A 25074-nucleotide genomic window follows, 5' to 3' on the forward strand; every position below is an offset into this window, starting at 1 on the left:
CCCTCTCTTTCAAAGTTCTGAATTTGCATTTTCTTATCTTTATTAAAAACTACTGAATGCGGTTTATTTACGCCTTGATCCTGATGCTTTTTTTCGCTGTTTCCGGTTTTTCACAAACTGAGCAATTGGCGAAGAATTATTTTGATAGAGGGGAGTTTGAAAAAGCGGAAAATATCTATGAGAAACTGCTGGACAATGAACCGAATAATGCAGAGATCTTTTTTGGCCTTATAGCGACCTATCAGCAACTGGAAAAGTTTGGAAAGGCAGAAAAACTGTTGAAGGATAAACTCAATACTACGGCCAATTCTCCTCACTACCTGGTAGAGCTTGGCCAGAACTTTGCCCTTCAAAAGAACCCGGCACAGGCAGAGAAATTTTTTGATGAAGCCCTTCGGGCAATAGAATCAAGACCAAATTTCGCATTTTCGATCGCACGTACTTTTGAAAAGTACAGCATGCTTGACAATGCCGTTGCTGCTTACGAACTTGGAATGAAGATGAACCCAGATGCCGAATACAGCATTCAACTCGCGCGTTTGTACGGGGAGCAGGGGGAGATCGAAAAAATGTTTAGCAACTATATAAATGTATTAGGTAACAATCCTGCACTGTTGCCGGGAGTAAGCCGTATCTACGGGCAGTTCATAACAGATGATCCGGTCAATGAAGCCAATATTATCTTCAGGAAATTACTGCTGAAAAAACTTCAGGAAGACCAGAACATACTCTATAACGAAATGCTAAGCTGGCTTTTTATTCAGCAAAAGGAATTTCAGAAAGCTTTTTTACAGGAAAAAGCAATTTACCGCAGGTCGCAGGAGGGCTTAGCTTCTTTAATGCGCCTTACGATAATGGCCAGCGAAGAAGGACAGCCAGAAACCGCCCTTGAGGTACTTGACTTTATTATTGAGGAAACCCCACAGGAGGAAGTTAAGCTGCAGGCGCACCAGTTAAAGCTTAATATCCTTCAGGATACTCTTCCGGAGAAACAGTATCCCGAAATTGAAAACTCCTATCGTGAACTTTTCAACACTTACGGTACCGGCTTAAATATGCTGTCACTGCAGATCGACTTTGCTAATTTTCTCAGTTTCCGGCAGGGGAAGATCGCAGAGGGGGAGGCCATTCTAAAGGCATATCTTGACCAGGGATTAAATAAATTCCAGGAAGCTGCCGTTAAAATGGCCCTGGCCGATATTCTCGTGCTGGATGAAAAATTTAACAGTGCACTTATTTATTATACTCAGGTCCAGAATCTGGTTGAAAATGATGTGCTGGCGCAGATGGCCCGTTTTAAGGTGGCCAAGACCAGTTATTATAAAGGAGATTTCGAATGGGCAACCATCCAGCTTGATGTGTTGAAGTCGGCAACTTCTCAATTAATCGCCAACGATGCAATGGAATTAAGCCTGCTCATTTCTGAAAATTCAATTGAAGATTCCACTCAAACAGCTTTGAAGCAATATGCCCGGGCAGATCTCCTGGCTTTTCAGGAAAAAGACTCGCGGGCAATTAAGATCTTAGATACAATTCTTATCCAACACAAAGGGGAAAGGATCGAGGATGATGCCCTTTATAAACAGGGACTTCTGTATGAAGATTCGGGGGATTTTACCAAAGCTGAAGAAAACTACCTGAAGATCGTGGAGTACTATAAAGATGGTGTGTTAAGTGACAATGCCCATTTTCGTCTTGCCGAGTTGTATGCGCTGCAATTGGGACAACCACAAAAAGCGCAGGAGTTTTATGAAAAAATTATCTTTAATTACGCTGATAGTATTTACTTTGTCGACGCCCGGAAGAAATTCCGGAAATTAAGAGGTGACGAACTCGAATAGTCTCTTCTTTCCCAAAAATTTTTTAGCGATGTATATCTATAATGTTACTATAAACATCCAGGAGGACGTTCACGATGAGTGGGTGGAATGGATGAAAACCCGGCACATTCCCGAGATGCTCAACACCGGGAAATTTCAAAAGGCCCTCATGACCAGGGTTATGGTAAACGAGGAAATGGGCGGGGTCACCTATTCTGTACAATACACAACGGGAAGCCGGGAGATGCTCCAGAAGTATTATGAAGAGGATGCACCACATATGCGGGCGAAAAGTGCGGCTTTTGAAGGTAAATTTGTGGCTTTCAGAACCGAGCTTGAGGTGATAAGCGAACAATAATTCCATCAGGCTTTTCAGGAGCCAAAAATCCGGTACATGAAGAAGAACTACGGCAAAAAAGGTCCGGCAAAAGGCCGTCGAACCAAATATGAAGAAACCCAGGGAGAGGTAAGGGCGAAAAAGTACCTGGGGCAACATTTTTTGAGGGATGAAGATGTAGCCTCAAAAATTGCTGACACCCTTACTTATAAGGGTTACGACCATGTACTGGAAATTGGTCCGGGAATGGGCGTTCTTACCAAATACCTTCTGAAAAAGGAAATTGATGTTCAAGTGATCGAGATCGATACCGAGAGCGTGGTTTACCTCCAGGAAAATTATCCCGTCCTTGAAGGGAAGATCCATGAAAAAGACTTTTTGAAATATGATGTAAGTGAGATCTTTGGAATGGATGAATTTGCCATCATCGGGAATTTCCCTTATAATATTTCCACACAGATCGTTTTCAAGATGCTGGAGTTAAGGAATTACATTCCTGAATTTTCGGGTATGTTTCAGAAAGAAGTAGCACAACGCATCTGTGAAAAGGAAGGAAGCAAAGCCTACGGGATCTTATCTGTCCTGGTACAGGCTTTTTATGAAGCCGAATATCTTTTCACCGTTCCGCCCACCGTGTTTGATCCGCCGCCAAAAGTTGACAGCGGGGTGCTGAGGTTGACCCGGAAAGCTGATTTTTCCCTGCCCTGTGATGAAAGACTTTTTTTCAGGGTGGTGAAGACCGCTTTTCAGCAAAGACGAAAAACCCTTCGCAATAGTTTGAAGATATTTGACCTGCCAGAAGATATCAAAGAAGATAGTATCTTTGGACTGCGGCCGGAGCAGCTCAGTACTGCCCGATTTATTGAATTGACCCAAATTATCGAACCACATGCAGTTTGAGGTAAGCGAAGAATATATCGACAACATTCAGCTTCTCATTGAAGAAAAGCGTGATACAGAGCTCCTGCAGTTGCTGGAGGAGGTCCACCATGCCGATATTGCAGAGATCATCAGCGATCTTGATCTCGATGAAGCTACCTATATCATCAAACTTCTCGACAGCACGCAAACTTCCGAAGCCCTTATGGAGCTTGAGGAAGACGTGCGGGAGCGTATTCTTGACAACCTTTCGGCCAAAGAGATCGCCGAGGAGCTCGAGAATATGGATACAGATGATGCTGCCGATATTATCGCCGAGCTTTCCGAAGAAAGAAAACAGGAGGTAATAGGGGAGATCATTGATGAAGAGCACGCCGAGCATATTGTGGAACTGCTGCGATATGACGAAAATTCAGCCGGGGGTTTAATGGCCAAGGAGCTGGTGAAGGTCAATGAGAACTGGAGTGTTACCGGTTGCATGACCGAAATGCGTGCCCAGGCAGAGAACGTTACCCGCGTGCATTCCATTTATGTAGTAGACGACAAAGGGAAATTAAAGGGCCGACTCTCTTTAAAGGATCTTCTTACCGCGCCCAGTAAGGCAAATATCAGTGACATATATATCCCTAAGGTAGATTATGTGAATGTGCACACCAAAGGTGATGAGGTCGCCCGTATCATGCAGAAATATGACCTGGAGGCAATTCCTGTAGTAGATGAAATGGGCCGGCTGGTAGGACGGGTGACCATTGATGATATTGTGGATTTTATAAAGGATGAAGCTGAAAAGGATTACCAGATGGCTGCAGGTATCTCTGAAGATGTAGAGGCAGATGACTCTATTTTAAGGCTCACCCGCGCGCGTTTGCCATGGTTGATCCTCGCACTGCTTGGAGGTTTTGTATCGGTTACCGTTTTGGGGACTTTTGATGCGGCCATGCAGGAACATGCCGCCCTGTTCTTTTTCGTCCCTTTGATCGCTGCAATGGCCGGGAATGTGGGAGTACAGTCTTCAGCCATTATTTTACAGGGTCTGGCAAATCAAAGTCTTAGCGGTTCTTTATGGAACCGTCTTGTTAAGGAAATCCTGCTTAGTTTATTGAACGGCGCTGCCCTTGCTTTGCTCCTCATTGTGGGAGGAATATTTTTGCTAGGCTTCGATTTCTGGTTTGGGATGACCGTGGGGATCTCGCTTATTTCTGTGATAGTGATCGCATCACTTATCGGGACTTTTGTTCCTATTATCCTCGATAAATTCGGAATTGATCCTGCAATGGCTACCGGGCCTTTTATCACTACCAGCAATGACATTTTTGGGATCCTTATCTATTTTACCATCGCAAAAGTTATTCTGGGATTTTAAAAAAGCAAAGGGACTTCTAATTCAGCACCTGCTCAGTGCTACTTATTTGAAGATTTGGATTTTGGAATTTGTTATTTGGAATTTCTTTTTTGGAGCTGCTGCGCACCGGGCCTGCAGGCTTTCCGCTATATTTTTTTGTCCCAAAAGGCCAAAAAAGATGCTGCTGCAATCCCTGCCCCCAATTTGATTTAGTAATTTAGTTTCTACTGAAAAAGAAGTTTCCAAAAAGCGATTTATGAAAGCTATTGATCCAAAGGAAAAACTTACCCGGTTTAGTCAGCACTGGCACCCCCACCAAATAGGTGTGGTCAATGACATGCAGGTGCTGGTAGCGAAAGTGAAAGGGGAATTTGTGTGGCATCAACATGATGAAGAGGACGAATTGTTCCAGATTTTGAAGGGTACTTTATACCTTCAGTTTGAGGACAGGACCGAGACCGTGAAGGAGGGTGAGATCATCATTGTTCCTAAAGGAGTGAAGCACTGCCCCATGACCAAAAACGGGGAGGAGGTCCATATCATGCTTTTCGAGAAGCTCAGCACCCGGCATACCGGGAATGTGGAGGATTCGCTCACTCAAACCGATTATCCAAAAATCTGATTTTCTATGATCATTCTGCATGCAGACAGTAACCATCCTACCTTAATTCAACAACTCGCAGCCGCGGGACATGAAAATATTGAAGCCTATGATCAGTCACCTGAGCAGATCCTGGAGAACCAGCATCTCTATGACGGGATCGTAATTAGAAGCCGCTTCAGGATAGACAGGGATTTTCTGAAGGCTGCCCCAAATCTTAAATTCATTGCCCGCGTAGGGGCAGGCCTGGAAAGTATTGATGTAGATTATGCCAAAGAAAGAGGGGTGGCCCTTTTCTCTGCCCCCGAAGGTAACCGGAATGCAGTTGGAGAACATACCCTTGGAATGTTGCTTTCCCTGTTCAACAAATTGAACCAGGCGGACAGGCAGGTGCGTGAAGGCTTGTGGTATCGCGAAGCGAACCGCGGAGTCGAACTGGAAGGGAAAACAGTGGGTATCATTGGATACGGGAACATGGGGAAAGCTTTTGCGAGAAAGCTTCAGGGTTTTGATGTTAAGGTGGTCTGTTACGACATTTTGGACGGAGTGGGAGATGAATTTGCCGGGCAGGTTTCCCTTGAAGAATTCCGCCGCCAATGTGACGTCGTTAGCCTTCATACTCCCTGGACCCCTGAAACCAACAGGATGGTAGACAAGGATTTCATTGCCGCTTTTGCGAAACCTTTCTGGCTGCTGAACACTGCACGCGGTAAAAGTGTAGTGACCGAAGATCTCGTGGCTGCCTTACATTCGAAAAAAATCATGGGAGCAGGCCTTGATGTGCTGGAGTATGAAAAAGGCTCTTTTGAACACCTTTTTACCGAAGGGGAGGTCCCAAAGGCACTTCAGGAATTACTGGTATTGGAAAACGTACTGTTTAGCCCACACGTGGCTGGGTGGACCTATGAGAGCCATATCAAATTAGCCGATACTATTGCTCGAAAGATCCTAGATCATTTTAAGGAGGCGTCCCGGTAATATGGTACAGTCCGTCTATTAAATCGACTCCATATACTAAACTTATACTAAAACTGGACTAACTTTTTACCTGCCGGGATACGGCTTTTACCTTTGCAGGTTTGAAAAGGAAAAAACCTGGTGATTTGAAAAACTACTTTTTCTTCCTTAAAAGAAACTTCCGAACGGTAAGCTTTGGATGGCTGCTCACGCTGCTTTCCGGCTTCGGCCAAACATTTCTTATTTCCCTTTACGTCCCGGAGATCATCAGGTCTTTCAGAATTTCTGAAGGGGCTTTTGGAGCCATTTATGCCGGTTGTACAATTGCCGCTTCCTTCGTAATGCTTTCTGTGGGTCATACGGTAGATCATAAACCGGTAAAAAAGGTCACCACTTTTACCATTATTGGTCTTGGACTTTCAAGCATCCTCCTGGGTGTTTCTCAGAATATTTTCCTCCTCATTATTGCAATTACAGGTCTCAGGCTCTCCGGCCAGGGACTGCTTACGCATATAAGCATGACGATCATGTCTAAACAATTCGTAGCCGATCGTGGAAAAGCCCTGAGTTTTTCCTCCCTGGGCTTTTCTGTGGGGGAGGCCGTTTTTCCACTTATCATTGCCTTTTTGATAAGTTGGTTTGACTGGCGTGTAGCGGCAATAGCAAGTGGAGGGGGTTTACTGCTATACTTAATTCGGCTGAAGTTTAGCAGGCTGGAGAATTTTGATGAAAAGCTTTCAAAAAAGGGAAGCCCTTCCCCATGGTCCTTACTAAAGGATTATAAAAGTGTGGTTTTTGACAGCAGGTTTGGGGTAATGATGCCGGCTAGTTTTATCCTTAGTTTTGCGGCTACGGCCATCTTCTTTTATCAATACGTGTTCGTGGAGAACAAAGGCTGGTCGGTTCAGCTTTACGCAACTTTCTTTACCGTGTATGCGGTCACCAGGTTCCTTTTTTCTCTCTTTGGAGGTATCTGGGTGGATAAGTATACAGCCAGAAGACTGTTTAGGTATTATTTGATCCCTATCAACATTGGGCTCCTACCATTTGCCTTTATGGACGGGATACTGGGGGCCCTTATTTTCCTGGTTACCGCGGGAGTAAGTATGGGAGTATCGGGAACGGTGAAAACTGCTCTTATTGCTGAACTCTACGGCACTGAAAAAATGGGCGTGATAAGAAGTGTCTTTACTATGTTCTCTGTCATTAGCACAGCTTTGGGACCATTGGTCGTTGGATTACTCATGGATGCCGGAGTTAGTTTTGAATACATCATGGCCGGTATCTTTACAGTAATGGGGACCATTATTCTGAACAACCAGCGAATCAGATCGTATCAGGATCAGACAAAGAGTGAGACCGCTTGAAAATGCACCATTTACTAAAAACAGGTGAGTGAGATCAACCGGGGTCCTTCCCGAGCTTCTGAACTCTTCCTACTTCCCCTGTCTCCAGCCTTACTTTAATTCCGTGGGGATGGGAAGGGGATTTGGTGAGAATATTAGCGACGATCCCCTCTGTTAATTTCCCGGAACGCTGGTCCTGTTTTTGAACAATACTGACGTTTGTTCCGGGAGTGATATCTTTCCGAAGTGGCTTCATTATCCGCGGCTGAGTTCGATCATTGCCGATTTGATGGGTTCATCTCCTTCCACAGCCTCAAAGGTCATGTTTTGTACTAATGGGTCGGCAAGGGACATGATGAGCAGAAAAGCCACATCATCCCTGGGGATTTCTCCCGGCGCTCCCAATTTGCCCGCCAGTTTCACCTTTCCCAATCCCATATCATCGGTAAGTGCTCCGGCCCTTAAAATTGTATATTTCAGGCCGCTTTCCCGAAGATGTTCATCAGCTTCGGCCTTTGCCTCCAAATAATGCTCCAGGTCTTTGTGTTTTGAAGGTTCATCGGCACCCATAGAGCTTAGCATGATAAACTTCTTGATTTTTGCTTTTTTGGCGGCATCAATAATCTTGATTGCTCCTTTTTCATCAACTTCGGTGGTTTTGTCCGGGCCGGTTTTACCGCCAGATCCTGCTGCAAATATCACTTTATCAATTCCTTTTAAAGCCTGGCTAAAATCATCCTGCTCCAAATCGGCAAGCACCCATTTCACCTCCATATCTTCAAAAATGTCCTTTTGCTCTTCTTTTCTTATCATGGCGACAGGATCAAAACTCTGGCTGTTATTGAGGATCTCAATAATGCGTTTTCCTGTGCTTCCTGTAGCACCAACAATCAATATTTTTTCCATTTTCTGAATTTTATTTCTGAAATAGCAAGTTAAGCATCAAAAGAGGCAAATCCAACCTGAAGTTATTTAAAGGAAGAAAACTCTTAATTCGAAGCCTGGGCATTTTTCCTCATTTCGGTAACCTTGTGCTCCAGCTCCTTCTGTAATTCTTCCATAACCGGTTTTACCGTACCTTCCGGTAGGTCTGCGATCTTTATGTACATAAGTCCATCAACGACATCATTGAACAGAGGGTCCACATTGAATGCAATTACCTTTGCGTTTTGCTTGATGTATTTTTTTATGAGTACCGGCAGGCGAAGGCTTCCCGGTTCTACTTCATCAATGATCTTGTCGAACTTATTGAGGTCTGCCCGGGTCTCATCAAAGACAAAATCCTTGTCCCCATCCTTCAGCTTCACTTTAAACTCTTTTTTAGGCCTTACGAATTGCGCTATATAAGGATCATAATAATGAGATCTCATAAATTCGATCATAAGGGACTTTGAAAAATTGGAGAATTTATTGCTGATGCTTACTCCCCCTATCAGAAATTTATGGTGAGGGAATCGCAGGGTACAATGAACTATGCCTTTCCATAAAAGGAACAGGGGCATAGGTCGCTGCTGGTATTCCTTACAGATAAAGGCGCGGCCCATTTCAATGGATTGGCTCATCATTTCGTGAAGTTCGGGTTCAAACCTGAACAGGTCCTGAAGATAGAATCCATTGATCCCGTATTTTTCATAGATCTCAGCTCCCATTCCCATTCTGTAGGCTCCGGCAATCTGGTTGGTCTCATTGTCCCAAAGGAACATGTGGTAGTAATAGTCGTCAAATTTATCAAGGTCGATAGGTAGATTGGTTCCTTCTCCAATAGCCCGGAAGGTGATCTCCCTTAACCTCCCTATCTCCTTTAAAATATTGGGGATTATTTCTTTTTTGGCCAGGAAAACCTCGTAATTCTTACTTTCCAGCAGGCGCTTATCCAGTCTTCGGCAGGTTTCCACTTCTTCCATCATTAGATTTTGAGCGGTGGGATCTACGATCTTTTGAGGTGGTTTTGTTTTTTTTAGGTTCTTTGGCAGGTTCTTGTAAAAAGGTTTTTTTTCAAAGGCATTGGCAAGCATGTAGGTTTTGCGCCTTAAAAAAGCAGTAAGCGCTTCAATAGTAGGTGTCTCCTTTATATCCTGTGGTGAAACCGGATTTCCTATGCGTACCTTTATCTTCCTTTTCTTCTGGGAAAGCATTTCACTGGGTAATTTTGCCGTGCGCAATACATCGCTGACAGAAGCCAGCCTGTAAAAGAACGTGCTGTTCTTCGCATGGAAATAAATAGGTATCACAGGTACTCCGGCCTTCTGGATAAGTTTAATGGCCGCAGGATCCCATGGCTTGTCCACGATCATCCTTTTATCCCTGTAAGTAGATACTTCTCCTGCCGGAAAAATGCCCAGGGGCTTCCCTTCCTTAAGGTGTAAAATGGCATCCTTGATCCCTTTCATGCTGGATTTGGCCTCTTTGTGTTCCTCAAAAGGATTAACGGGCATAATATATGGCTGTAAAGGGTCAATGCGCTGCAACAGGAAATTGGCGATAACTTTATAATCTTCCCGCCGGGATAGCAATAGCTTTAAGAGGATCATCCCGTCTATACCACCTAAAGGATGGTTGGAAATGGTGATAAAGGCACCGTTCTTTGGGATACGTTTCAGGTCCTCTTCCGGGATCTCAAAATCTATTTCGAAGGCTTCCAGAATAGAATCTATAAAACGGGGTGCCGGAAAGTCTTTTCTCTTTTCATATTCTTTATTGATCACTGAGAGTCGGGTGGTTTGCAGAATGATCCATCCCATTGAGGTACCTAAAAATCCGAATTTATCGAGATTCATTACCTTGGCAACTTCCTTTGCACTTACAATTCCCATTGATTGCTTTTTTTTATTCTGAATAATTAAGGAATTGCCACCAGTTGTACCGTCTCTCTTGTAATTTGCTTTAGCAGTACCTTTTTGTCCTTTTCAAGCTCCTTAATAGCTGCTTCATCAAAATGACGAATGGTGTAAAGAGATACGCCGGTATTATAAGTGACCCTGTATGTGGCTTTTAATTCCTGGATTAATTTCTCCAAGTTATTAAATTTATTATCAACACAAACTGAAAAGCTGATGGCCGAATTCTGGATGAGGTCTACTTTAACCTGGTGATGATGCAGTAAATTGAAAATATGGCTAATATTCTTTTCCAGAATGAACGAGAAATCAAGGGAGGAAAGGGATATTAATACCTGGTCCTTTTTAACGATGAAACATGGCACTTTTGGGGATATTTGCTGTCCTTTTCTTACCGTAGTACCCGCTTTTTCCGGATTTATAAAAGAGCGTACATAAAGGGGGATTTCCTTTTTCTGCAAAGGTTGCAAGGTTTTAGGATGAATAACCGATGCGCCGTAAAACGCAAGTTCAATGGCCTCTTCATAAGAGATCTGCTCCAGAAGGCTGGGATTGTCAAAAAATCTGGGATCGGCATTCAAAACTCCCTGCACATCTTTCCAGATGGTGACACTATCTGCACTAAGACAATAGGCAAAGATCCCTGCGGAATAGTCACTTCCTTCCCTGCCGAGAGTGGTAGAAAAGTTATTGCTGTCAGCTCCAATAAATCCCTGGGTGATGGTGAGGTTTTCAGGCTTGACGTTTTTCCTTATTTGAAACTGGGTTTCGTCCCACTGTACCTGGGCATCCCGGTAAGTGTCGTCAGTCCTGATACAATTACGGGCATCAAGCCAGTCATTTTTTATCTCCCGGGAAGAGAGATAATCACTAACAATAGTTGTCGAGATCAATTCGCCATATATTACTACCTGGTCATAGACAAAATCATATTGTTGCGACCTGTTATGTTGCAGGAAATTCTCCAATTCCCTGAAATACCCGTTGATCTTAGCCAGAGTCGTGGCCTTCCCGGGTCCAAATAGATCATCGAGTACTTTATAGTGATATTCCTTTACCGGCTGAAGGCTCTCCTGATATTTTCCCGTTTCAAGATATTGCTTAAGTACAAGTTCCAGAGCATTGGTTATTTTACCCATGGCAGAGATCACAATCACCTTATTGCTGTTGCCATTGGCTTCAAGGACTTTCAGCACATTTCGAACACCCTCGGCATCCTTTACTGATGCTCCTCCAAATTTGAATATTTTCATGAGTTGGTTTCAACATATTTAATGATCCCGTCCTCGTCCATTTGTACGGTGTACCAGTCCTTTAAAACATTGGCGCCACTACGTTCATAGAAATCTATAGCGTGTTTGTTCCAGTCCAGAACTACCCATTCCACCCTTTTCAAACCTTGCTCCCTGGCGAATTCCAGGACCTTTTTGTAAAGTGCGTTCCCAAGTCCGGTCCCTCTTTTTTCCTCTTTTACAATAAGGTCCTCCAGGTGCAGGGTACGGCCTTTCCAGGTAGAGAAGCGGTAATACACCAATGCCATACCTTCGATCTTCCCGTCAACTTCGGCTACAAAAACATGAAAAAGAGGGTTTTTACCGAATCCTTCCTTCTCCAGAGTTTCCACGGTGGTGATCACCGCATCGGGTTCCTTTTCAAATGCTGCCAGTTCTTTGATCAATTCAAGAACGGCCGGCATATCTTCTTTTCTTCCTTTTCTAATAACAGTTTCCATAGACCTGGTTTTACAACAAAAGTAGAAATTGATTTTTAGATAAAATTTACGAAATCGTTATAGTTGCTTAAATTAATTTGGGTTAGTTTTGTTCGGTATCAAATTCAAGTGTATAAAATGGTCCAAAAAAACCAAACTTTAGGGGAGTTTATAATTGAAAACCAGTCTGAATTCGCCTATTCTTCAGGGGAACTTTCAAGGCTTATCAATTCCATACGTTTGGCTGCAAAGGTAGTGAACCATGAAGTAAATAAAGCCGGACTTGTCGACATAACAGGTGCTGCCGGAGAAACCAATGTACAGGGAGAAGACCAGCAAAAACTGGATGTTTATGCCAATGAAAAATTCATCCAAACCCTTACTAATCGCGAGATTGTGTGCGGAATTGCTTCCGAAGAAATGGAAAATTTTATCACTATCGCCGGAAGTAAGAATGACCATGCAAACAAGTATGTGGTCCTTATGGACCCGTTAGACGGAAGTTCCAATATTGACGTCAATGTCTCTGTAGGAACCATTTTTTCTATCTACCGCAGGGTTACTCCTGTAGGCACTCCCGTTCAAATTGAAGATTTTTTACAACCCGGAAATAAACAGGTAGCTGCCGGATATATCGTTTACGGTACTTCTACCATGCTGGTTTATACCACCGGATTCGGAGTGAACGGCTTTACCCTCAACCCGGCATTGGGTTCGTGGTATCTGTCTCACCCCAATATGCAATACCCTGAAAAAGGCCATATTTACTCGGTAAATGAAGGTAACTATGTGCATTTTCCTCAGGGAGTGAAAGATTATATCAAATACTGTCAGGAAGAAAAGGATGACAGACCTTATACCTCAAGGTATATAGGTTCATTGGTCTCAGATTTCCACCGGAATATGATAAAAGGCGGGATCTATTTCTACCCTACCAGCTCCAAGGCGCCACATGGTAAGTTGAGGTTGCTATACGAATGCAACCCCATGGCCTATATCGCCGAACAGGCCGGGGGCAAAGCCAGCGACGGGTTTACCCGTATTCTGGACATTGACCCTACTGAGCTGCACCAGCGTGTGCCGTTCTTCTGTGGTAGCAGGGACATGGTAGAAAAAGCAGAAGAATTCATGGCCAGATATAAATAAGACGACTCTGAATACCCAATAAAAAAAGGACCTCAAAAAGGTCCTTTTTTAGTTATGTGAAAAAAGTTATTCGTCTTTGTTCAGCAAATATAAGTAGTCGTCAAAACTAATTTGCCCATTGAAAATCTGGATCGATCTTTTGATGATCCCTTCAGAAACTTTAGGTGAAAATCCGAGTCCTATTGCATATTTTCTCAAAAGATCCTCTTCCTCCTCATCGATATAGTGGTCTGAATAAATAATTTTGAACAGGTCATGCAATCGCTCCAGCCTACCCTGTACGCTGTTGTTCGGGTGGATTGGAAAAGCAGTAGGGTTTTTTAAAACTTTCTTGTACTCCTCTTCATGAATATCCAGTTTGCTGGCAAACCGCTTTAATTGAGCTTCCTCTTTTTCGTTGATTTCCCCGTCCACTGCGGCCAGGTTTACAATGGCCGCAAAATGGCCCAAATTCCTCAGGTGTTCCCCTGTTCCAAATAGATCTGAAAATGACATATTTTAATGTTTTACCCAAAGATAAATAATCTGTGTTTACTATGAATAAAACTTTGGGGTTTCCCTCCAAAAAGTCGGGGCCGCACTTTCCGCTTATCGTCTCTTGGTTTATGGGCACCTTCGGAAGCTATCCTTGCCTGCCGGCAGGCAATTGCTAACCTGCTAAAGAAGACTTTTAATTTTTTCCTAATGCCTCAGCTGCCCTGCAAGAAAAGTCCTAACTTGAAACTATGCCGGTACGAAGAGATAAAAATCCCCTGCTTGTTTTCAATGACAAAGGCATCTACTGTGAGCAGGCAGATGTCTACCTGGATCCCTGGAGGCCGGTAGATAAAGCCATTATTACCCATGGGCATGCAGATCATTCCCGCTGGGGCCACAAGCAGTACATCACCCACCATACCAATGTACCCATTATTAAACACCGACTGGGAGATATTGAAGTGTCCGGCATTGGACATGGAGAAACCATCAGCATCAATAATGTAAAATTCTCCCTTCATCCGGCAGGCCATATCATAGGTTCATCCCAGGTGAAGGTGGAATACAAGGGAGAGGTGTGGGTTTTCAGCGGTGATTATAAGACCGAAGATGACGGTATCTCGGTTCCTTTTGAACCTGTAAAATGCGACGCTTTTATTACCGAATGCACCTTTGGTTTGCCGGCTTTTAAATGGCAACCGCAACAACAGGTGATGGAAGAGATCAACACCTGGTGGCAGCAAAACCGGGAAGAAGGTAAAACCTCAGTTCTGTTTGGATATTCCCTGGGAAAGGCGCAGCGTTTGCTTAAATTTTTGGATCCTTCGATAGGAAAGATCTTCACCCATGGGGCTATCGAAAACATGACCGAGGTACTGCGACCTCTGGCAGATTTCCCTGAAACTACCAGGATCACAAGGGAGGTTAAAAAAGAGGAAATAAGAGGCGGCATGGTGTTGGCTCCGCCAGGTGCGCAAGGCAGCACCTGGATAAGGAAGATGGTACCTTATGAAACCGGAATGGCAAGCGGCTGGATGGCTTTCAGGGGTGCAAGACGAAGAAGAGCCGTTGATCGCGGCTTTGTTTTGTCAGATCATTGTGACTGGCAGGGACTGCTTTCATCCATTAAAGCCACAGGCTGCGAGAGGGTCATCTGTACCCATGGATATTCAGAAATATTCTGCAGGTTCCTGAATGAACAAGGTTACGACGCCCGCACCGCCGAAACTCAGTATGAAGGAGAACTGGCAGAGATGAACGCCAAAGCTGAAGATACGGACGAAATCAATGATCAATGAAAAAGTGGACAGTGGACAGCGGTCCGTGGGCAGGAAAAAGAAAAGGCTCCTCTCCTAGGAGAGGAAAACAACTCATAAAAGCTCCCTCACTTTTTTCTAGGGAGGGCCGGGACAAAAAAAATAACTTTAGAATACGAAAAAATTCCCTCTCCTGTTAGGGGAGGGCCAGGGAGGGGTTATGGAAGAATTCGCAGCACTCATAAGAGAACTTGACAGCACCAATAAAACCACGGTGAAGGTGGCGGCGTTGACGCGCTATTTTCAGACGGTTCCCGGGAAGGATAAGGTGTGGGCTATTGCCATCCTCTCTCACCGGCGGCCGCCGCGACCTGTAAATACGACTTTGCTGCGGACATTTGCTGCCGAACTCGCTAATATTCCACTATGGCTCTTTGAAGAATCATATCACATTGTGGGTGATCTTGCAGAAACTATTGCGCTGGTCATTCCGCCGGCAGAGGAGTCCAGTGAAAAGAGTCTGACACAATATCTGGAGGAGATCATCGATCTAAAAAAAGCCTCAGAAGCCGACAAAAGAGAATACCTACATGAGAATTGGGCAACGCAGAATTACTATGAAAGATTCGTTTTTACCAAGCTCATCACCGGAAGTTTTAGAATTGGGGTGAGTCAGAAGTTAATGACCCGCGCACTATCCAAAGCAACAGATATTGATGAAGATGTACTTGCCTATAAGCTAATGGGCGACTGGGATCCGCAGAAAATTACCTTTCAAAAACTTATTTTAGAGGAAAATGAGGAAGACTACCTCTCCAAGCCTTACCCTTTCTACCTGGCCTATGCTATTGAAGGGGAACCGGTCGATCTGGGAGATCCTGCCGACTGGTCTGCCGAGCATAAATGGGACGGTATACGATCTCAGGTGGTGATTCGTAACCGTGAGATCTTCGTTTGGAGCCGGGGAGAAGAATTGGTGACAGATAAATACCCCGAATTTTCCAAATTTTTGGAGGTTATTCCCGACGGAACAGTGATAGATGGGGAGATCCTTCCGTTTCCCGATGGAGACATTGGCACCTTCAAGGACCTTCAAACCCGGATTGGTCGTAAAACTGTTTCCAAAGCTCTGCTAAATAAAACTCCTGTGATCCTGAAGGCTTATGATGTATTGGAGTGGGAAGGGAAAGACATCCGCACTTTACCCTTTTTGGATCGGCGGAAGATCCTTGAGAAATTACACGCCACTGTTGGAACAGAGGAGTTGCCATTTCATCTATCTGAAACCATTTCCTTCAATAAATGGGAAGAAGCTACTGCAGAACGGGAACGTGCCAGGGAGGTGAAAAGTGAAGGTTTGATGCTCAAGAAATGGGATTCGCCTTACCTGGTGGGTAGAAAAAAGGGAGACTGGTGGAAATGGAAAGTGGAACCACTCACCGTTGATGCCGTGTTGACATACGCCATGCGCGGTCACGGGCGCAGATCTAATCTTTTTACAGATTACACTTTCGCCCTCTGGCAGGATGAGGAGCTGGTGACCTTCGCCAAGGCATATTCAGGCCTGACCGATGCCGAATTCAGGCAGGTTGATGCGTTTATCAAGAAAAATACACTGGAGCGATTTGGACCTGTACGTTCCGTAAAACCTGAACTGGTATTTGAGATTGCCTTCGAAGGTATAGCCGAATCCAAAAGACACAAAAGTGGCGTTGCAACCCGCTTCCCGAGAATATTGAGGTGGAGACAGGACAAGAAAATAGAAGAAGCAAATACCATAGAAGAATTGAAGCAGTTGATCCCGAAATAAACCACCCCGTCTCCCTGCCGGCCGGCAGGCGGGCGCTACCACGGAGCCACCCCTCCTTGAAAAGGATGGGAACTATTACGCTTCTGCTAGCAGAAGCTGTAAAATTACTGGGTTTAAAAAAATATAATTTGAAGTAGAATTTTAAATAGTAGCACAAATAGCTCCTTCCCTTGCTAAGGGAACCTGCCTGCCGGCAGGCAGGGGTGGATCCGCCGCAAGGCGGAGACGGAAGGGTCCAACGGCTGCTTCTAAATTATTACACAGTTAAAATGAAACGCAGAATCCACAACCGAAAACCCCTCGAACCCTACCGCAAAAAGCTCCGCCACCACGGAACTACAGCCGAGGCCTATTTGTGGACACATTTGCAACAAAAGAAACTGGAAGGAAGAAAATTCAGGAGGCAACACAGCATCCTGAACTTCATTGTGGATTTTTATTGTGCCGAGGAAAGGCTGATCATAGAACTCGATGGGCAATACCATATGAATCCAACAAACGAAGAAAAAGACGCTGCCAGAACTAAAAAACTGGAAGAGTTAAATATGAAGGTGCTGAGGTTTGAGAACAGAACAGCTTTTGAGAATCTGGATTGGGTGCTGGAGGAAATTAAGAGACATTTCGGGAGTGGACCACCCCGTCTCCCTGCCGGCCGGTAGGCGGGCGCTCCCTCGGATCCACCCCTCCTTAAAAAGAGGAAGGGGAGCTTTGGGAACAGCTTTGCTGTTCCTGTGGTCAAATGTGGGTTTAGCAAATTTTAATAGTGAAGTAGAATTTTAAATGGTAGTACAAATAGCTCCTTCCCTTGTTAAGGGAAGGTGGCATTCCGAAGGAATGACGGAAGGGTCCAAGCTTGCAGAATCATGAATAAAAGAGAACTCATAAAACTCGCCGAAGACTGGTTCAAATCCCGGTCCTGGAAATCCTTTGCTTTTCAAAAGGAGACCTGGAAGGCATTTTTGTCAGGTAAACACGGCCTACTAAACGCCCCCACCGGGAGCGGAAAAACCTATGCACTGTGGATTCCGATTGTTCTGGATTACATCCGGCAAAACCCTGATTATAAAACCAAACACAAACCCGGCCTCAAAGCTATCTGGATCACGCCGCTGCGGGCCCTTTCCGTAGAGATAGAGCAGGCGGCAAATAGATTTTCCCAGGATATTGGCAGCGGACTTACAGTGGGAATCAGGACGGGAGATACTTCTCAAAAGTTACGGGCTGCCCAAAAAAAGCAAATGCCCGATCTCCTTATTACAACACCTGAAAGTTTGCAGTTGCTATTATCTTCCAAAGGTTATGAAAAAACATTCAAAGATCTTAATGCTATTGTCATTGACGAATGGCACGAGCTGCTGGGAACGAAACGCGGAGTTCAGGTGGAACTTGCCCTTTCCCGACTTAAAAATGTTTCTCCAAAAATGAAGATTTGGGGAATATCGGCTACAATCGGGAATCTACAGGAGGCACGGGAGGTGCTGCTGGGACCGGAGTCGCCGGCATTCAAAAATTCAGTGTTGATCAGGGCAGATATTAAAAAGAAGATCACAGTAAAATCCATCATTCCGGAGAAGATGGAAACCTTTCCCTGGCGGGGACATCTCGGGCTGCACCTCATTGATGAGGTGGTCCCCATTATTCGCAATTCCAGGACTACGCTGCTTTTTACCAACACTCGCTCCCAGTGCGAGATCTGGTTTCAGAGGATACTTCAGAAGTACCCGGAATTCGCCGGGGAACTGGCCATGCATCACGGGAGCATCAATAAAGAAACAAGAATATGGGTAGAGCAGGCAATTCGTGATGAGCGGTTAAAGGCGGTGGTGGCAACCTCCAGCCTCGATCTGGGAGTGGATTTTGCGCCGGTGGAGACCATTATCCAGATTGGGGGACCAAAAGGTGTGGCGAGATTTCTTCAGCGGGCAGGCCGAAGTGGTCACCAGCCTGGAAAAGAGAGTGTGATCTACTTTTTGCCCACCCACGCGATGGAACTCATAGAGGCTTCAGCTTTACAAAAGGCGGTGAAAAATACGGTAGTTGAAGATCGGATCCCGTACCTGAACTCCTTTGATGTTCTGGTTCAATATCTCACAACCCTGGCAGTTTCCGACGGATTTTTTCCGAAGGATATCTGGCCTGAGGTTAAGTCGACTTTTTGCTATCAGGCAATTTCCGAAGAGCAGTGGGAATGGCTCCTTAATTTTATTACAAAAGGAAGTCAGACTCTGCAGGCTTATGACGAATATAAAAAGGTAGAAATAGAAGAGAACGGACTTTTTAAAGTGAATAACCGCGCCATTGCGATGAGGCACCGGTTGCAGATAGGAACAATAGTAAGTGACGCCGTTCTGGCGGTAAAATACCTGGGCGGTGGGTATATTGGAACAATTGAAGAATGGTTTATTTCGAAGTTAAATCCGGGGGATGTATTTACCTTTGCCGGGAAAAATCTGGAGCTGTACCAGATCAAGAATATGCAGGTGATCGTAAAGAAATCGAAGGTGAAAAACTCCCGCTTTCCCAGCTGGGCCGGGGGAAGGATGAGTTTTTCGGCGCAGATGAGTGAGCTGCTTAGGGAGGAAATGTTTGTAGCTTCAGAAATTGAAGAAGCCGAATCGTCGCAGAATGTCACCCCGAGCACCTCGGCTGCGCTCGGCACAGGCTCCGTCCAGAGCTCAGTGGAACTGCAGGCCATGACCAACATCTTCAAAAGGCAGAAAAAGGAATCCATTATCCCCAAAAAAGATGAATTCCTCATTGAAACCTTTAAGACGCGCGAAGGATATCACGCCATTTTTTACCCCTTTGAAGGGCGGTTTGTACACGAAGCCATGGCCAGTCTGCTCGCCTACAGGATCAGCCTGCTGTCACCAATTACTTTCTCCCTCGCCTTTAATGACTACGGATTCGAGCTGCTTTCCGATCAGGAGATCGATATGCAGCAGGTGTTCGACAATGATCTGTTTTCTGCGGAATACCTGATGGATGACCTTCAGAAGAGTTTAAATGCGACAGAAATGGCAAGAAGAAAATTCCGTGACATTGCGGTGATTGCCGGAATGGTTTTCACCGGGTTTCCGAACAAGATGATCAAAACAAAACATTTGCAGTCGAATTCGCAGCTATTGTTCAGTGTTTTCAGGGATTATGAGCCGGACAATTTATTGTTTCAGCAGGCGTTTAGGGAGACATTCGAGCACCAGTTGGAAGAAGGAAGGTTAAGATTGGCTATGGAACGAATTTCGGAACAGAAGTTGGTTTGGAAACAATGTGAAAAACCCACACCATTCGCTTTCCCGATCATCACCGACAGGATGCGCGAAAAATTATCTTCAGAAAAACTGGAGGATAGAATTAAGAAAATGATGGCTCAATGGGGAGACCTGTAGCTTCAAAAATGACAAAAACACTTACTCTTTATAATCAGAATTTTATTTTACATCCATCCGGCGCTATGTTTTGGGAGGAAGAAGATATACTGGTGATAAGCGATGTTCACTTGGGAAAGATGTCGCATTTCAGGAAATTTGGCAGTGCCGTGCCGCAGCAGGCGGTGAAAGGCAACTTCCAAAAAATGGATTCAGTAATCGCATTTTTCGCACCTCAGAAGATCGTTTTCCTCGGAGACCTTTTTCACAGTTCAATGAACAAGGAGTGGCTAATGTTTGAGACCTGGCTGAAAAATATCCCTGCGGAAGTCATTCTAGTAGAAGGAAATCACGACATTATTTCTCCCCTAAAATATGAAGCCCTGGGAGTCAGGATTACATCCGAAATTGTGCTCCACAATTTTCTTTTTACCCATCACCCCGAAGAAAGGTCCGGACTTTTCAACTTTTCGGGACATATACATCCAGGGGTAAGGATCAACGGCCTCGGCCGGCAGCAACTTAAGCTCTCCTGTTTCTTCAAATCCAAAGACCAATTGATCCTTCCTGCATTCGGGGAGTTCACCGGTAAATACATTCTCATACCGCAGGGAGATGATGAGGTGTATGTGGTGACGAAGGAGGAAGTGATTTGTTTGAATGATTAAAAAAGAATCAAGAGCCTAGAGCCAAGACTTTTTTCTGAATTTTGGGCTTAAGCCCAATCATAATCCTGATCCTTTAACCACAGGCTGAAGCCAGTGGTAATTCCTGGGTTGCAGAATATAAATCATTTCCCAATTCATGAATTGCCTCCGCTGAATTGCCTCCGCCTTCAGGCGGAGGATCAGAGAATGATGAGAACAAGGGCTTTAGCCCAATTTTCTATCCTCAAATTTTTTGAAATTATAATTCTTTATGTATACTTCATATTCCTCCTGAAATGATTTCTTCCTGTGATGCTCTTCCTGATTTTTAATATAATCTCTCACCCTATTAAGATTGGAAGCAGAAACAGAGACAGCGAAATAATCATTTTGCCATTCAAATCTTTCTGAAGTTAAATTATTTTTGTTGATCCAATGAGAAGATTCTCCTTTGATCAAATTGATCACCTTTTGAATGGTTTGATCAACTCCTAAAGAGACAAGACAATGACAATGATCTGCGTATCCATTGACGAAATCTACAAATATTCCTTTTGATCTGGCATTTTCTGCTATATGCTGCCACACCTGTTTTCTGAGTTCTGGAGTTTTGAGGTGAGGAACTCTGTTTTTAGTGCTCCAGACAAAATGGATGTAAACCTTTATGTGAGGCATGATGTTGTGCTAATTGGCTGATGCTGAATTTAATAAATTAATTTGAGACAAAAAGATTGGGCTAAAGCCCTGTTTTGATTCTGCTCTTAAACCACTGGCTGAAGCCAGTGGCCATTCATGAAAAGAGGTGTTCTGTTTTGCTCGATCTTTTATGCCTTGAGCAATTCATGGGTTGCAACATAAATTATTTTCAAATTCATGAATTGCCTCCGCTGAATTGTCTCCGCCTTTAGGCGGAGGACCAGAGAATGATGAGAAATAGGGCTTTAGCCAATTCTCTTGGAAGCGATACAAAGTAGACAACATCTAATTTAACTCTTCCTTAATTCCTTCAGCTTTAGCTGAAAGGCAATAACTTCTTATCTTTGCACCAAATTTTTAATTTTTGACTAAATCTTCTATCGCCCAAAGCTTTGCACAGTCGGCTCAACAGCTTGAACTGGGGAAAGCCCTTGCCCTGCCGCGAACTCATGTTGAATTAAAAGGCCTTGTTGGGTCGGCACTGTCTTTCGTGATTGCCAATGCTTTTGAGCAGGCAGAAAAGCCATTTTTGCTGATCTTCAATGACAAGGAAGAAGCAGCGTATTACCTCAATGACCTGGAGCAACTGGTGGGGGAGAAGCACGTCCTCTTTTACCCCGGAAGCTACCGCCGGCCATACCAGATAGAAGAGACAGATAATGCCAATGTGCTTTTGAGAGCAGAGGTGCTCAACCGCATCAACTCCCGCAAGAAGCCCGCGCTCATAGTCACCTATCCCGATGCACTTTTTGAGAAGGTAGTTACACGAAAGGAACTTGAGAAGAACACCCTGAAGATCCACGTGAACGATGAGCTTTCCATTGATTTTGTCAACGAGGTGATGTTCGAGTACAAGTTCAAAAGAGTGGATTTTGTGACCGAGCCGGGAGAATTCTCAGTTCGCGGTGGGATCCTGGATGTGTTCTCCTTCAGCAATGATGAGCCATACAGAATTGAATTTTTCGGAGACGAGGTGGAGAGCATCAGGACATTTGATGTGGAAACCCAGCTTTCTACGGAAAAAGTGAAGAAGATCAGCATTATTCCGAATGTGGAACACAAGAAGCTGGAAGAGGTTCGGGAAAGTTTTTTGAAGTACATATCCAATAAAACGGTAGTCTTCGCCAAAGATCTTGAAATGCTTTCGGCACAGATCGACAAGCTTTTTGGGAAAGCCATTGAAGCCTTTAAGGAGCTTTCCGAAGAAGTGAAACACGGCACGCCTGAAGAATTGTTCTGTAATTCTGCACTTTTAAAGGACCAGTTGCAGGAATATTCTTTGGTGGTAACAAATTCCAACCAGACCCTGAAACCAGTTCAGGGTGACGCGGAAGTCTTGCAAATAGAATTCAACACCAAACCCCAACCTTCTTTCAACAAGCACTTTGACCTGTTGATACAGGATCTGCACGAGCGTTCTGAAGAAGGTTATTCCAACTATATTTTCTGCGTTAGTGAGCAACAGGCGAAGCGCTTTCACGACATCTTTGATGATGTTGACAAGGAGGTTAAATACAAAACCGTGGTGCTTTCCATGTACCAGGGATTTATTGATGAAAATTCAAAGATGGTCTGCTATACCGACCATCAGATCTTTGAGCGTTATCACAAATTTCATTTAAAAAATGGTTATGCCAAAAAACAGGCGATAACATTAAAAGAATTGACGAGCCTCGAGGTGGGGGATTATGTCACGCATATTGACCACGGGATTGGAAAATTCGGCGGACTTCAAAAAATAGATGTAGAGGGTAAAAAGCAGGAAGCGATCAAGTTGATCTACGGTGAGCGTGACATTCTGTATCTGAGCATTCACTCGCTGCACAAGATCTCCAAGTATAACGGGAAAGACGGAAAGCCGCCAAAGATCTATAAACTGGGCAGCAACGCCTGGAAGAACCTGAAGCAGAAGACCAAGGCACGGGTCAAGCACATCGCGTACAACCTTATCGAACTTTACGCGAAGCGTCGTTTGCAAAAAGGCTTCGGATTTGGTCCTGATTCCTACCTGCAGCACGAGCTGGAAGCCTCCTTCCTTTACGAAGACACCCCCGATCAAAGTACTGCCACGGCCGATGTTAAGGCCGATATGGAAAACGAACGCCCCATGGACCGCCTGGTGTGCGGGGATGTTGGCTTCGGAAAAACTGAAGTTGCGATAAGGGCAGCCTTCAAAGCGGTAGATAATGGGAAACAGGTGGCCGTTTTAGTGCCTACTACCATTCTGGCATTTCAGCATTATAAAACTTTCACCGAACGCCTGAAGGATTTCCCGGTTACCGTAGATTACCTGAACCGTTTCAGGACCGCCAAAGAACGGAGAACAACCCTGGAAGAACTGGCAAACGGAAAAGTGGATATCGTCATTGGAACTCATCAGCTGGTGAATAAAGCGGTAAAATTCAAGGACCTCGGATTGCTCGTCGTGGATGAAGAGCAGAAATTCGGGGTAGCCGTAAAAGACAAGCTGAAGACCATTAAAGAAAATGTGGATACGCTTACATTGACTGCGACGCCTATTCCGCGGACGTTGCAGTTCAGTTTAATGGCCGCGAGGGATCTTTCCACCATTACCACTCCGCCGCCAAACAGATATCCAATCGAGTCTCATGTGATACGGTTTTCCGAAGAGACCATACGCGATGCCATTTCGTATGAAATTCAGCGGGGTGGGCAGGTGTTCTTTATTCACAACCGGGTGGAGAATATCAAGGAAGTTGCCGGAATGATACAGCGACTGGTGCCCGATGCTAAGATCGGGATAGGTCACGGGCAGATGGAAGGTAAGAAACTGGAAACCCTTATGCTGAAATTCATGAACGGCGAATTTGATGTACTGGTTTCGACCACGATCGTAGAGAGTGGACTCGACGTTTCTAATGCCAATACTATCTTTATCAACAACGCCAATAACTTCGGACTTTCAGACCTGCACCAGATGCGGGGAAGGGTTGGAAGAAGCAATAAAAAAGCATTCTGTTATTTTATTACTCCGCCGTTTTCGGCCATAACCGATGAGGCGCGGAAGAGGATGACAGCTCTCGAGCAATTCAGTGAACTTGGCAGTGGTTTTAACATCGCTATGAAGGATCTGGAGATTCGCGGGGCAGGAGATCTATTAGGAGGTGAGCAAAGCGGGTTCATAAACGAGATTGGTTTCGATACCTACCAAAAGATCCTGAACGAAGCCATTGAAGAACTCAAGGAAAATGAATTTAAGGAGCTGTATGCAGACCAGGTGAAAGAGGATAAGGAATACGTGAAAGATACACAGATCGATACCGATTTTGAACTGTTGTTCCCCGACGATTACATCAACAACATTTCCGAAAGGCTGAACCTCTATACCCAGCTCAACAATCTGAAAACCGAGGAAGAGCTTCAGAAATTTGAAGCTGAACTCGTAGATAGGTTTGGAGAACTACCCACCCAGGCAGAAGATCTGCTGAACAGCGTCCGCATCAAATGGATAGCGTCGAAGATAGGGCTGGAGAAGATCGTGATGAAGCAGGGAAAACTCATCGGCTACTTCATTGCCGACCAGCAATCACGTTTCTACCAGAGCCAGGCTTTTACAAGAGTGCTGCAATACGTGCAAACACATCCGCAGAGCTGCACGATGAAAGAAAAGAAAACCCGCAGCGGGTTGAGGTTGTTATTGACTTTTGAGAAGGTAACTTCTGTAGACAGAGCATTAAAGGTATTGCAACCGCTGGATGTTAAGGCGCCGGTGGAGGTGGAGGAAAAATAAAACCTCTCAAAAATGGAATTTTTGAGAGATAAATTCCAGAGCAGACCTAACAGGTTTTAAAAACCTGTTAGGTCTTTTAATTTTCCTCCAATC

21 protein-coding genes are annotated in these 25074 nt (G+C 44.6%); 14 read left to right on the forward strand and 7 right to left on the reverse strand.

The window, feature by feature from the left end:
- The first annotated feature begins 56 nt into the window (after positions 1 to 56).
- From ACFSTG_RS06540 to ACFSTG_RS06570, 7 genes are all read left to right on the forward strand, one after another.
- A complete protein-coding gene (locus tag ACFSTG_RS06540; RefSeq protein WP_380749907.1) occupies positions 57 to 1841 on the forward strand; it encodes a tetratricopeptide repeat protein in 1785 nt (594 codons plus the stop codon).
- Between the two features lie 28 nt (positions 1842 to 1869).
- Positions 1870 to 2178, forward strand: a complete 309-nt coding sequence (locus ACFSTG_RS06545; RefSeq protein ID WP_380749910.1) for a DUF4286 family protein — start codon at positions 1870 to 1872, stop codon at positions 2176 to 2178.
- A gap of 36 nt (positions 2179 to 2214) precedes the next feature.
- On the forward strand, positions 2215 to 3057 hold the full coding sequence (gene rsmA, locus ACFSTG_RS06550; RefSeq protein WP_380749913.1) for a 16S rRNA (adenine(1518)-N(6)/adenine(1519)-N(6))-dimethyltransferase RsmA: 843 nt from the start codon (positions 2215 to 2217) through the stop codon (positions 3055 to 3057).
- On the forward strand, positions 3047 to 4399 hold the full coding sequence (gene mgtE / locus ACFSTG_RS06555) for a magnesium transporter (protein WP_380749916.1): 1353 nt from the start codon (positions 3047 to 3049) through the stop codon (positions 4397 to 4399). Before rsmA ends, mgtE begins: the two co-directional genes overlap by 11 nt.
- Positions 4400 to 4634: 235 nt before the next feature.
- The gene (locus tag ACFSTG_RS06560) at positions 4635 to 5000 is read left to right on the forward strand and encodes a cupin domain-containing protein (RefSeq protein WP_380749919.1); all 366 of its coding nucleotides are present in this window, start codon (positions 4635 to 4637) and stop codon (positions 4998 to 5000) included.
- 6 nt (positions 5001 to 5006) lie between these two features.
- Complete coding sequence (locus ACFSTG_RS06565; protein ID WP_380749922.1) at positions 5007 to 5957, forward strand: 2-hydroxyacid dehydrogenase; 951 nt, start codon at positions 5007 to 5009, stop codon at positions 5955 to 5957.
- A 125-nt stretch (positions 5958 to 6082) separates the two neighbouring features.
- On the forward strand, positions 6083 to 7303 hold the full coding sequence (locus ACFSTG_RS06570) for an MFS transporter (RefSeq protein ID WP_380749925.1): 1221 nt from the start codon (positions 6083 to 6085) through the stop codon (positions 7301 to 7303).
- Positions 7304 to 7337: 34 nt separating this feature from the next.
- On the opposite strand, the gene ACFSTG_RS06575 is transcribed toward ACFSTG_RS06570, so the two are convergent.
- The 5 genes from ACFSTG_RS06575 to ACFSTG_RS06595 form a co-directional block, all read right to left on the reverse strand.
- Entirely contained in the window at positions 7338 to 7538 is a 201-nt protein-coding gene (locus ACFSTG_RS06575; RefSeq protein ID WP_380749928.1) for a YwbE family protein, read from the reverse strand.
- The gene (locus ACFSTG_RS06580) at positions 7538 to 8188 is read right to left on the reverse strand and encodes an SDR family oxidoreductase (protein ID WP_380749931.1); all 651 of its coding nucleotides are present in this window, start codon (positions 8186 to 8188) and stop codon (positions 7538 to 7540) included. The genes ACFSTG_RS06575 and ACFSTG_RS06580 overlap by 1 nt, the downstream gene beginning before the upstream one ends.
- Before the next feature lie 83 nt (positions 8189 to 8271).
- The gene (locus ACFSTG_RS06585; protein ID WP_380749934.1) at positions 8272 to 10095 is read right to left on the reverse strand and encodes a GNAT family N-acyltransferase; all 1824 of its coding nucleotides are present in this window, start codon (positions 10093 to 10095) and stop codon (positions 8272 to 8274) included.
- Positions 10096 to 10121: 26 nt separating this feature from the next.
- A complete protein-coding gene (locus tag ACFSTG_RS06590) occupies positions 10122 to 11372 on the reverse strand; it encodes an aspartate kinase (RefSeq protein ID WP_380749937.1) in 1251 nt (416 codons plus the stop codon).
- A complete protein-coding gene (locus ACFSTG_RS06595; protein WP_380749941.1) occupies positions 11369 to 11851 on the reverse strand; it encodes a GNAT family N-acetyltransferase in 483 nt (160 codons plus the stop codon). Before ACFSTG_RS06595 ends, ACFSTG_RS06590 begins: the two co-directional genes overlap by 4 nt.
- 117 nt (positions 11852 to 11968) lie before the next feature.
- Between ACFSTG_RS06595 and fbp the strand changes: the two genes are divergently transcribed.
- A complete protein-coding gene (fbp, locus tag ACFSTG_RS06600) occupies positions 11969 to 12976 on the forward strand; it encodes a class 1 fructose-bisphosphatase (protein WP_380749944.1) in 1008 nt (335 codons plus the stop codon).
- Between the two features lie 66 nt (positions 12977 to 13042).
- On the opposite strand, the gene ACFSTG_RS06605 is transcribed toward fbp, so the two are convergent.
- The gene (locus ACFSTG_RS06605; protein ID WP_380749947.1) at positions 13043 to 13471 is read right to left on the reverse strand and encodes a tellurite resistance TerB family protein; all 429 of its coding nucleotides are present in this window, start codon (positions 13469 to 13471) and stop codon (positions 13043 to 13045) included.
- Between the two features lie 230 nt (positions 13472 to 13701).
- Here ACFSTG_RS06605 and ACFSTG_RS06610 point away from each other — a divergent pair, with 230 nt between their 5' ends.
- From ACFSTG_RS06610 to pdeM, 5 genes are all read left to right on the forward strand, one after another.
- Positions 13702 to 14751 (forward strand): ligase-associated DNA damage response exonuclease, encoded by a 1050-nt coding sequence (locus tag ACFSTG_RS06610; protein WP_380749950.1) that lies wholly within the window; start codon positions 13702 to 13704, stop codon positions 14749 to 14751.
- Positions 14752 to 14929: 178 nt separating this feature from the next.
- Positions 14930 to 16519: an ATP-dependent DNA ligase gene (locus tag ACFSTG_RS06615; protein WP_380749953.1), complete on the forward strand. Its 1590-nt coding sequence runs from the start codon at positions 14930 to 14932 to the stop codon at positions 16517 to 16519.
- Between the two features lie 269 nt (positions 16520 to 16788).
- On the forward strand, positions 16789 to 17178 hold the full coding sequence (locus ACFSTG_RS06620) for an endonuclease domain-containing protein (protein WP_380749956.1): 390 nt from the start codon (positions 16789 to 16791) through the stop codon (positions 17176 to 17178).
- Between the two features lie 204 nt (positions 17179 to 17382).
- On the forward strand, positions 17383 to 19908 hold the full coding sequence (locus tag ACFSTG_RS06625; protein ID WP_380749959.1) for a ligase-associated DNA damage response DEXH box helicase: 2526 nt from the start codon (positions 17383 to 17385) through the stop codon (positions 19906 to 19908).
- A gap of 8 nt (positions 19909 to 19916) precedes the next feature.
- Positions 19917 to 20555: a ligase-associated DNA damage response endonuclease PdeM gene (pdeM, locus tag ACFSTG_RS06630; RefSeq protein ID WP_380749962.1), complete on the forward strand. Its 639-nt coding sequence runs from the start codon at positions 19917 to 19919 to the stop codon at positions 20553 to 20555.
- A 204-nt stretch (positions 20556 to 20759) separates the two neighbouring features.
- Here pdeM and tnpA read toward each other — a convergent pair whose 3' ends face one another.
- Positions 20760 to 21209: an IS200/IS605 family transposase gene (gene tnpA, locus ACFSTG_RS06635; protein ID WP_380749965.1), complete on the reverse strand. Its 450-nt coding sequence runs from the start codon at positions 21207 to 21209 to the stop codon at positions 20760 to 20762.
- 385 nt (positions 21210 to 21594) lie between these two features.
- Between tnpA and mfd the strand changes: the two genes are divergently transcribed.
- Positions 21595 to 24981, forward strand: coding sequence for a transcription-repair coupling factor (gene mfd, locus ACFSTG_RS06640; protein WP_380749968.1), 3387 nt, complete (start codon positions 21595 to 21597; stop codon positions 24979 to 24981).
- The last annotated feature ends 93 nt before the right edge of the window (positions 24982 to 25074 follow it).

Source organism: Salinimicrobium flavum (assembly GCF_042684505.1).
GTDB classification, from domain to species: Bacteria; Bacteroidota; Bacteroidia; order Flavobacteriales; family Flavobacteriaceae; genus Salinimicrobium; species Salinimicrobium flavum.

Excerpts from the sequence above, each read along its gene's own strand:
- ACFSTG_RS06595 (WP_380749941.1), bottom strand. The coding sequence starts at position 11,851 with ATGGAAACTGTTATTAGAAAAGGAAGAAAAGAAGATATGCCGGCCGTT.
- ACFSTG_RS06540 (WP_380749907.1), top strand. The coding sequence starts at position 57 with ATGCGGTTTATTTACGCCTTGATCCTGATGCTTTTTTTCGCTGTTTCC.
- ACFSTG_RS06625 (WP_380749959.1), top strand. The coding sequence starts at position 17,383 with ATGAATAAAAGAGAACTCATAAAACTCGCCGAAGACTGGTTCAAATCC.
- ACFSTG_RS06575 (WP_380749928.1), bottom strand. The coding sequence starts at position 7,538 with ATGAAGCCACTTCGGAAAGATATCACTCCCGGAACAAACGTCAGTATT.
- ACFSTG_RS06560 (WP_380749919.1), top strand. The coding sequence starts at position 4,635 with ATGAAAGCTATTGATCCAAAGGAAAAACTTACCCGGTTTAGTCAGCAC.
- ACFSTG_RS06615 (WP_380749953.1), top strand. The coding sequence starts at position 14,930 with ATGGAAGAATTCGCAGCACTCATAAGAGAACTTGACAGCACCAATAAA.
- ACFSTG_RS06590 (WP_380749937.1), bottom strand. The coding sequence starts at position 11,372 with ATGAAAATATTCAAATTTGGAGGAGCATCAGTAAAGGATGCCGAGGGT.
- ACFSTG_RS06605 (WP_380749947.1), bottom strand. The coding sequence starts at position 13,471 with ATGTCATTTTCAGATCTATTTGGAACAGGGGAACACCTGAGGAATTTG.
- ACFSTG_RS06545 (WP_380749910.1), top strand. The coding sequence starts at position 1,870 with ATGTATATCTATAATGTTACTATAAACATCCAGGAGGACGTTCACGAT.
- mgtE (WP_380749916.1), top strand. The coding sequence starts at position 3,047 with ATGCAGTTTGAGGTAAGCGAAGAATATATCGACAACATTCAGCTTCTC.
- pdeM (WP_380749962.1), top strand. The coding sequence starts at position 19,917 with ATGACAAAAACACTTACTCTTTATAATCAGAATTTTATTTTACATCCA.
- tnpA (WP_380749965.1), bottom strand. The coding sequence starts at position 21,209 with ATGCCTCACATAAAGGTTTACATCCATTTTGTCTGGAGCACTAAAAAC.
- fbp (WP_380749944.1), top strand. The coding sequence starts at position 11,969 with ATGGTCCAAAAAAACCAAACTTTAGGGGAGTTTATAATTGAAAACCAG.
- ACFSTG_RS06620 (WP_380749956.1), top strand. The coding sequence starts at position 16,789 with ATGAAACGCAGAATCCACAACCGAAAACCCCTCGAACCCTACCGCAAA.
- ACFSTG_RS06610 (WP_380749950.1), top strand. The coding sequence starts at position 13,702 with ATGCCGGTACGAAGAGATAAAAATCCCCTGCTTGTTTTCAATGACAAA.
- rsmA (WP_380749913.1), top strand. The coding sequence starts at position 2,215 with ATGAAGAAGAACTACGGCAAAAAAGGTCCGGCAAAAGGCCGTCGAACC.
- ACFSTG_RS06585 (WP_380749934.1), bottom strand. The coding sequence starts at position 10,095 with ATGGGAATTGTAAGTGCAAAGGAAGTTGCCAAGGTAATGAATCTCGAT.
- ACFSTG_RS06565 (WP_380749922.1), top strand. The coding sequence starts at position 5,007 with ATGATCATTCTGCATGCAGACAGTAACCATCCTACCTTAATTCAACAA.
- ACFSTG_RS06580 (WP_380749931.1), bottom strand. The coding sequence starts at position 8,188 with ATGGAAAAAATATTGATTGTTGGTGCTACAGGAAGCACAGGAAAACGC.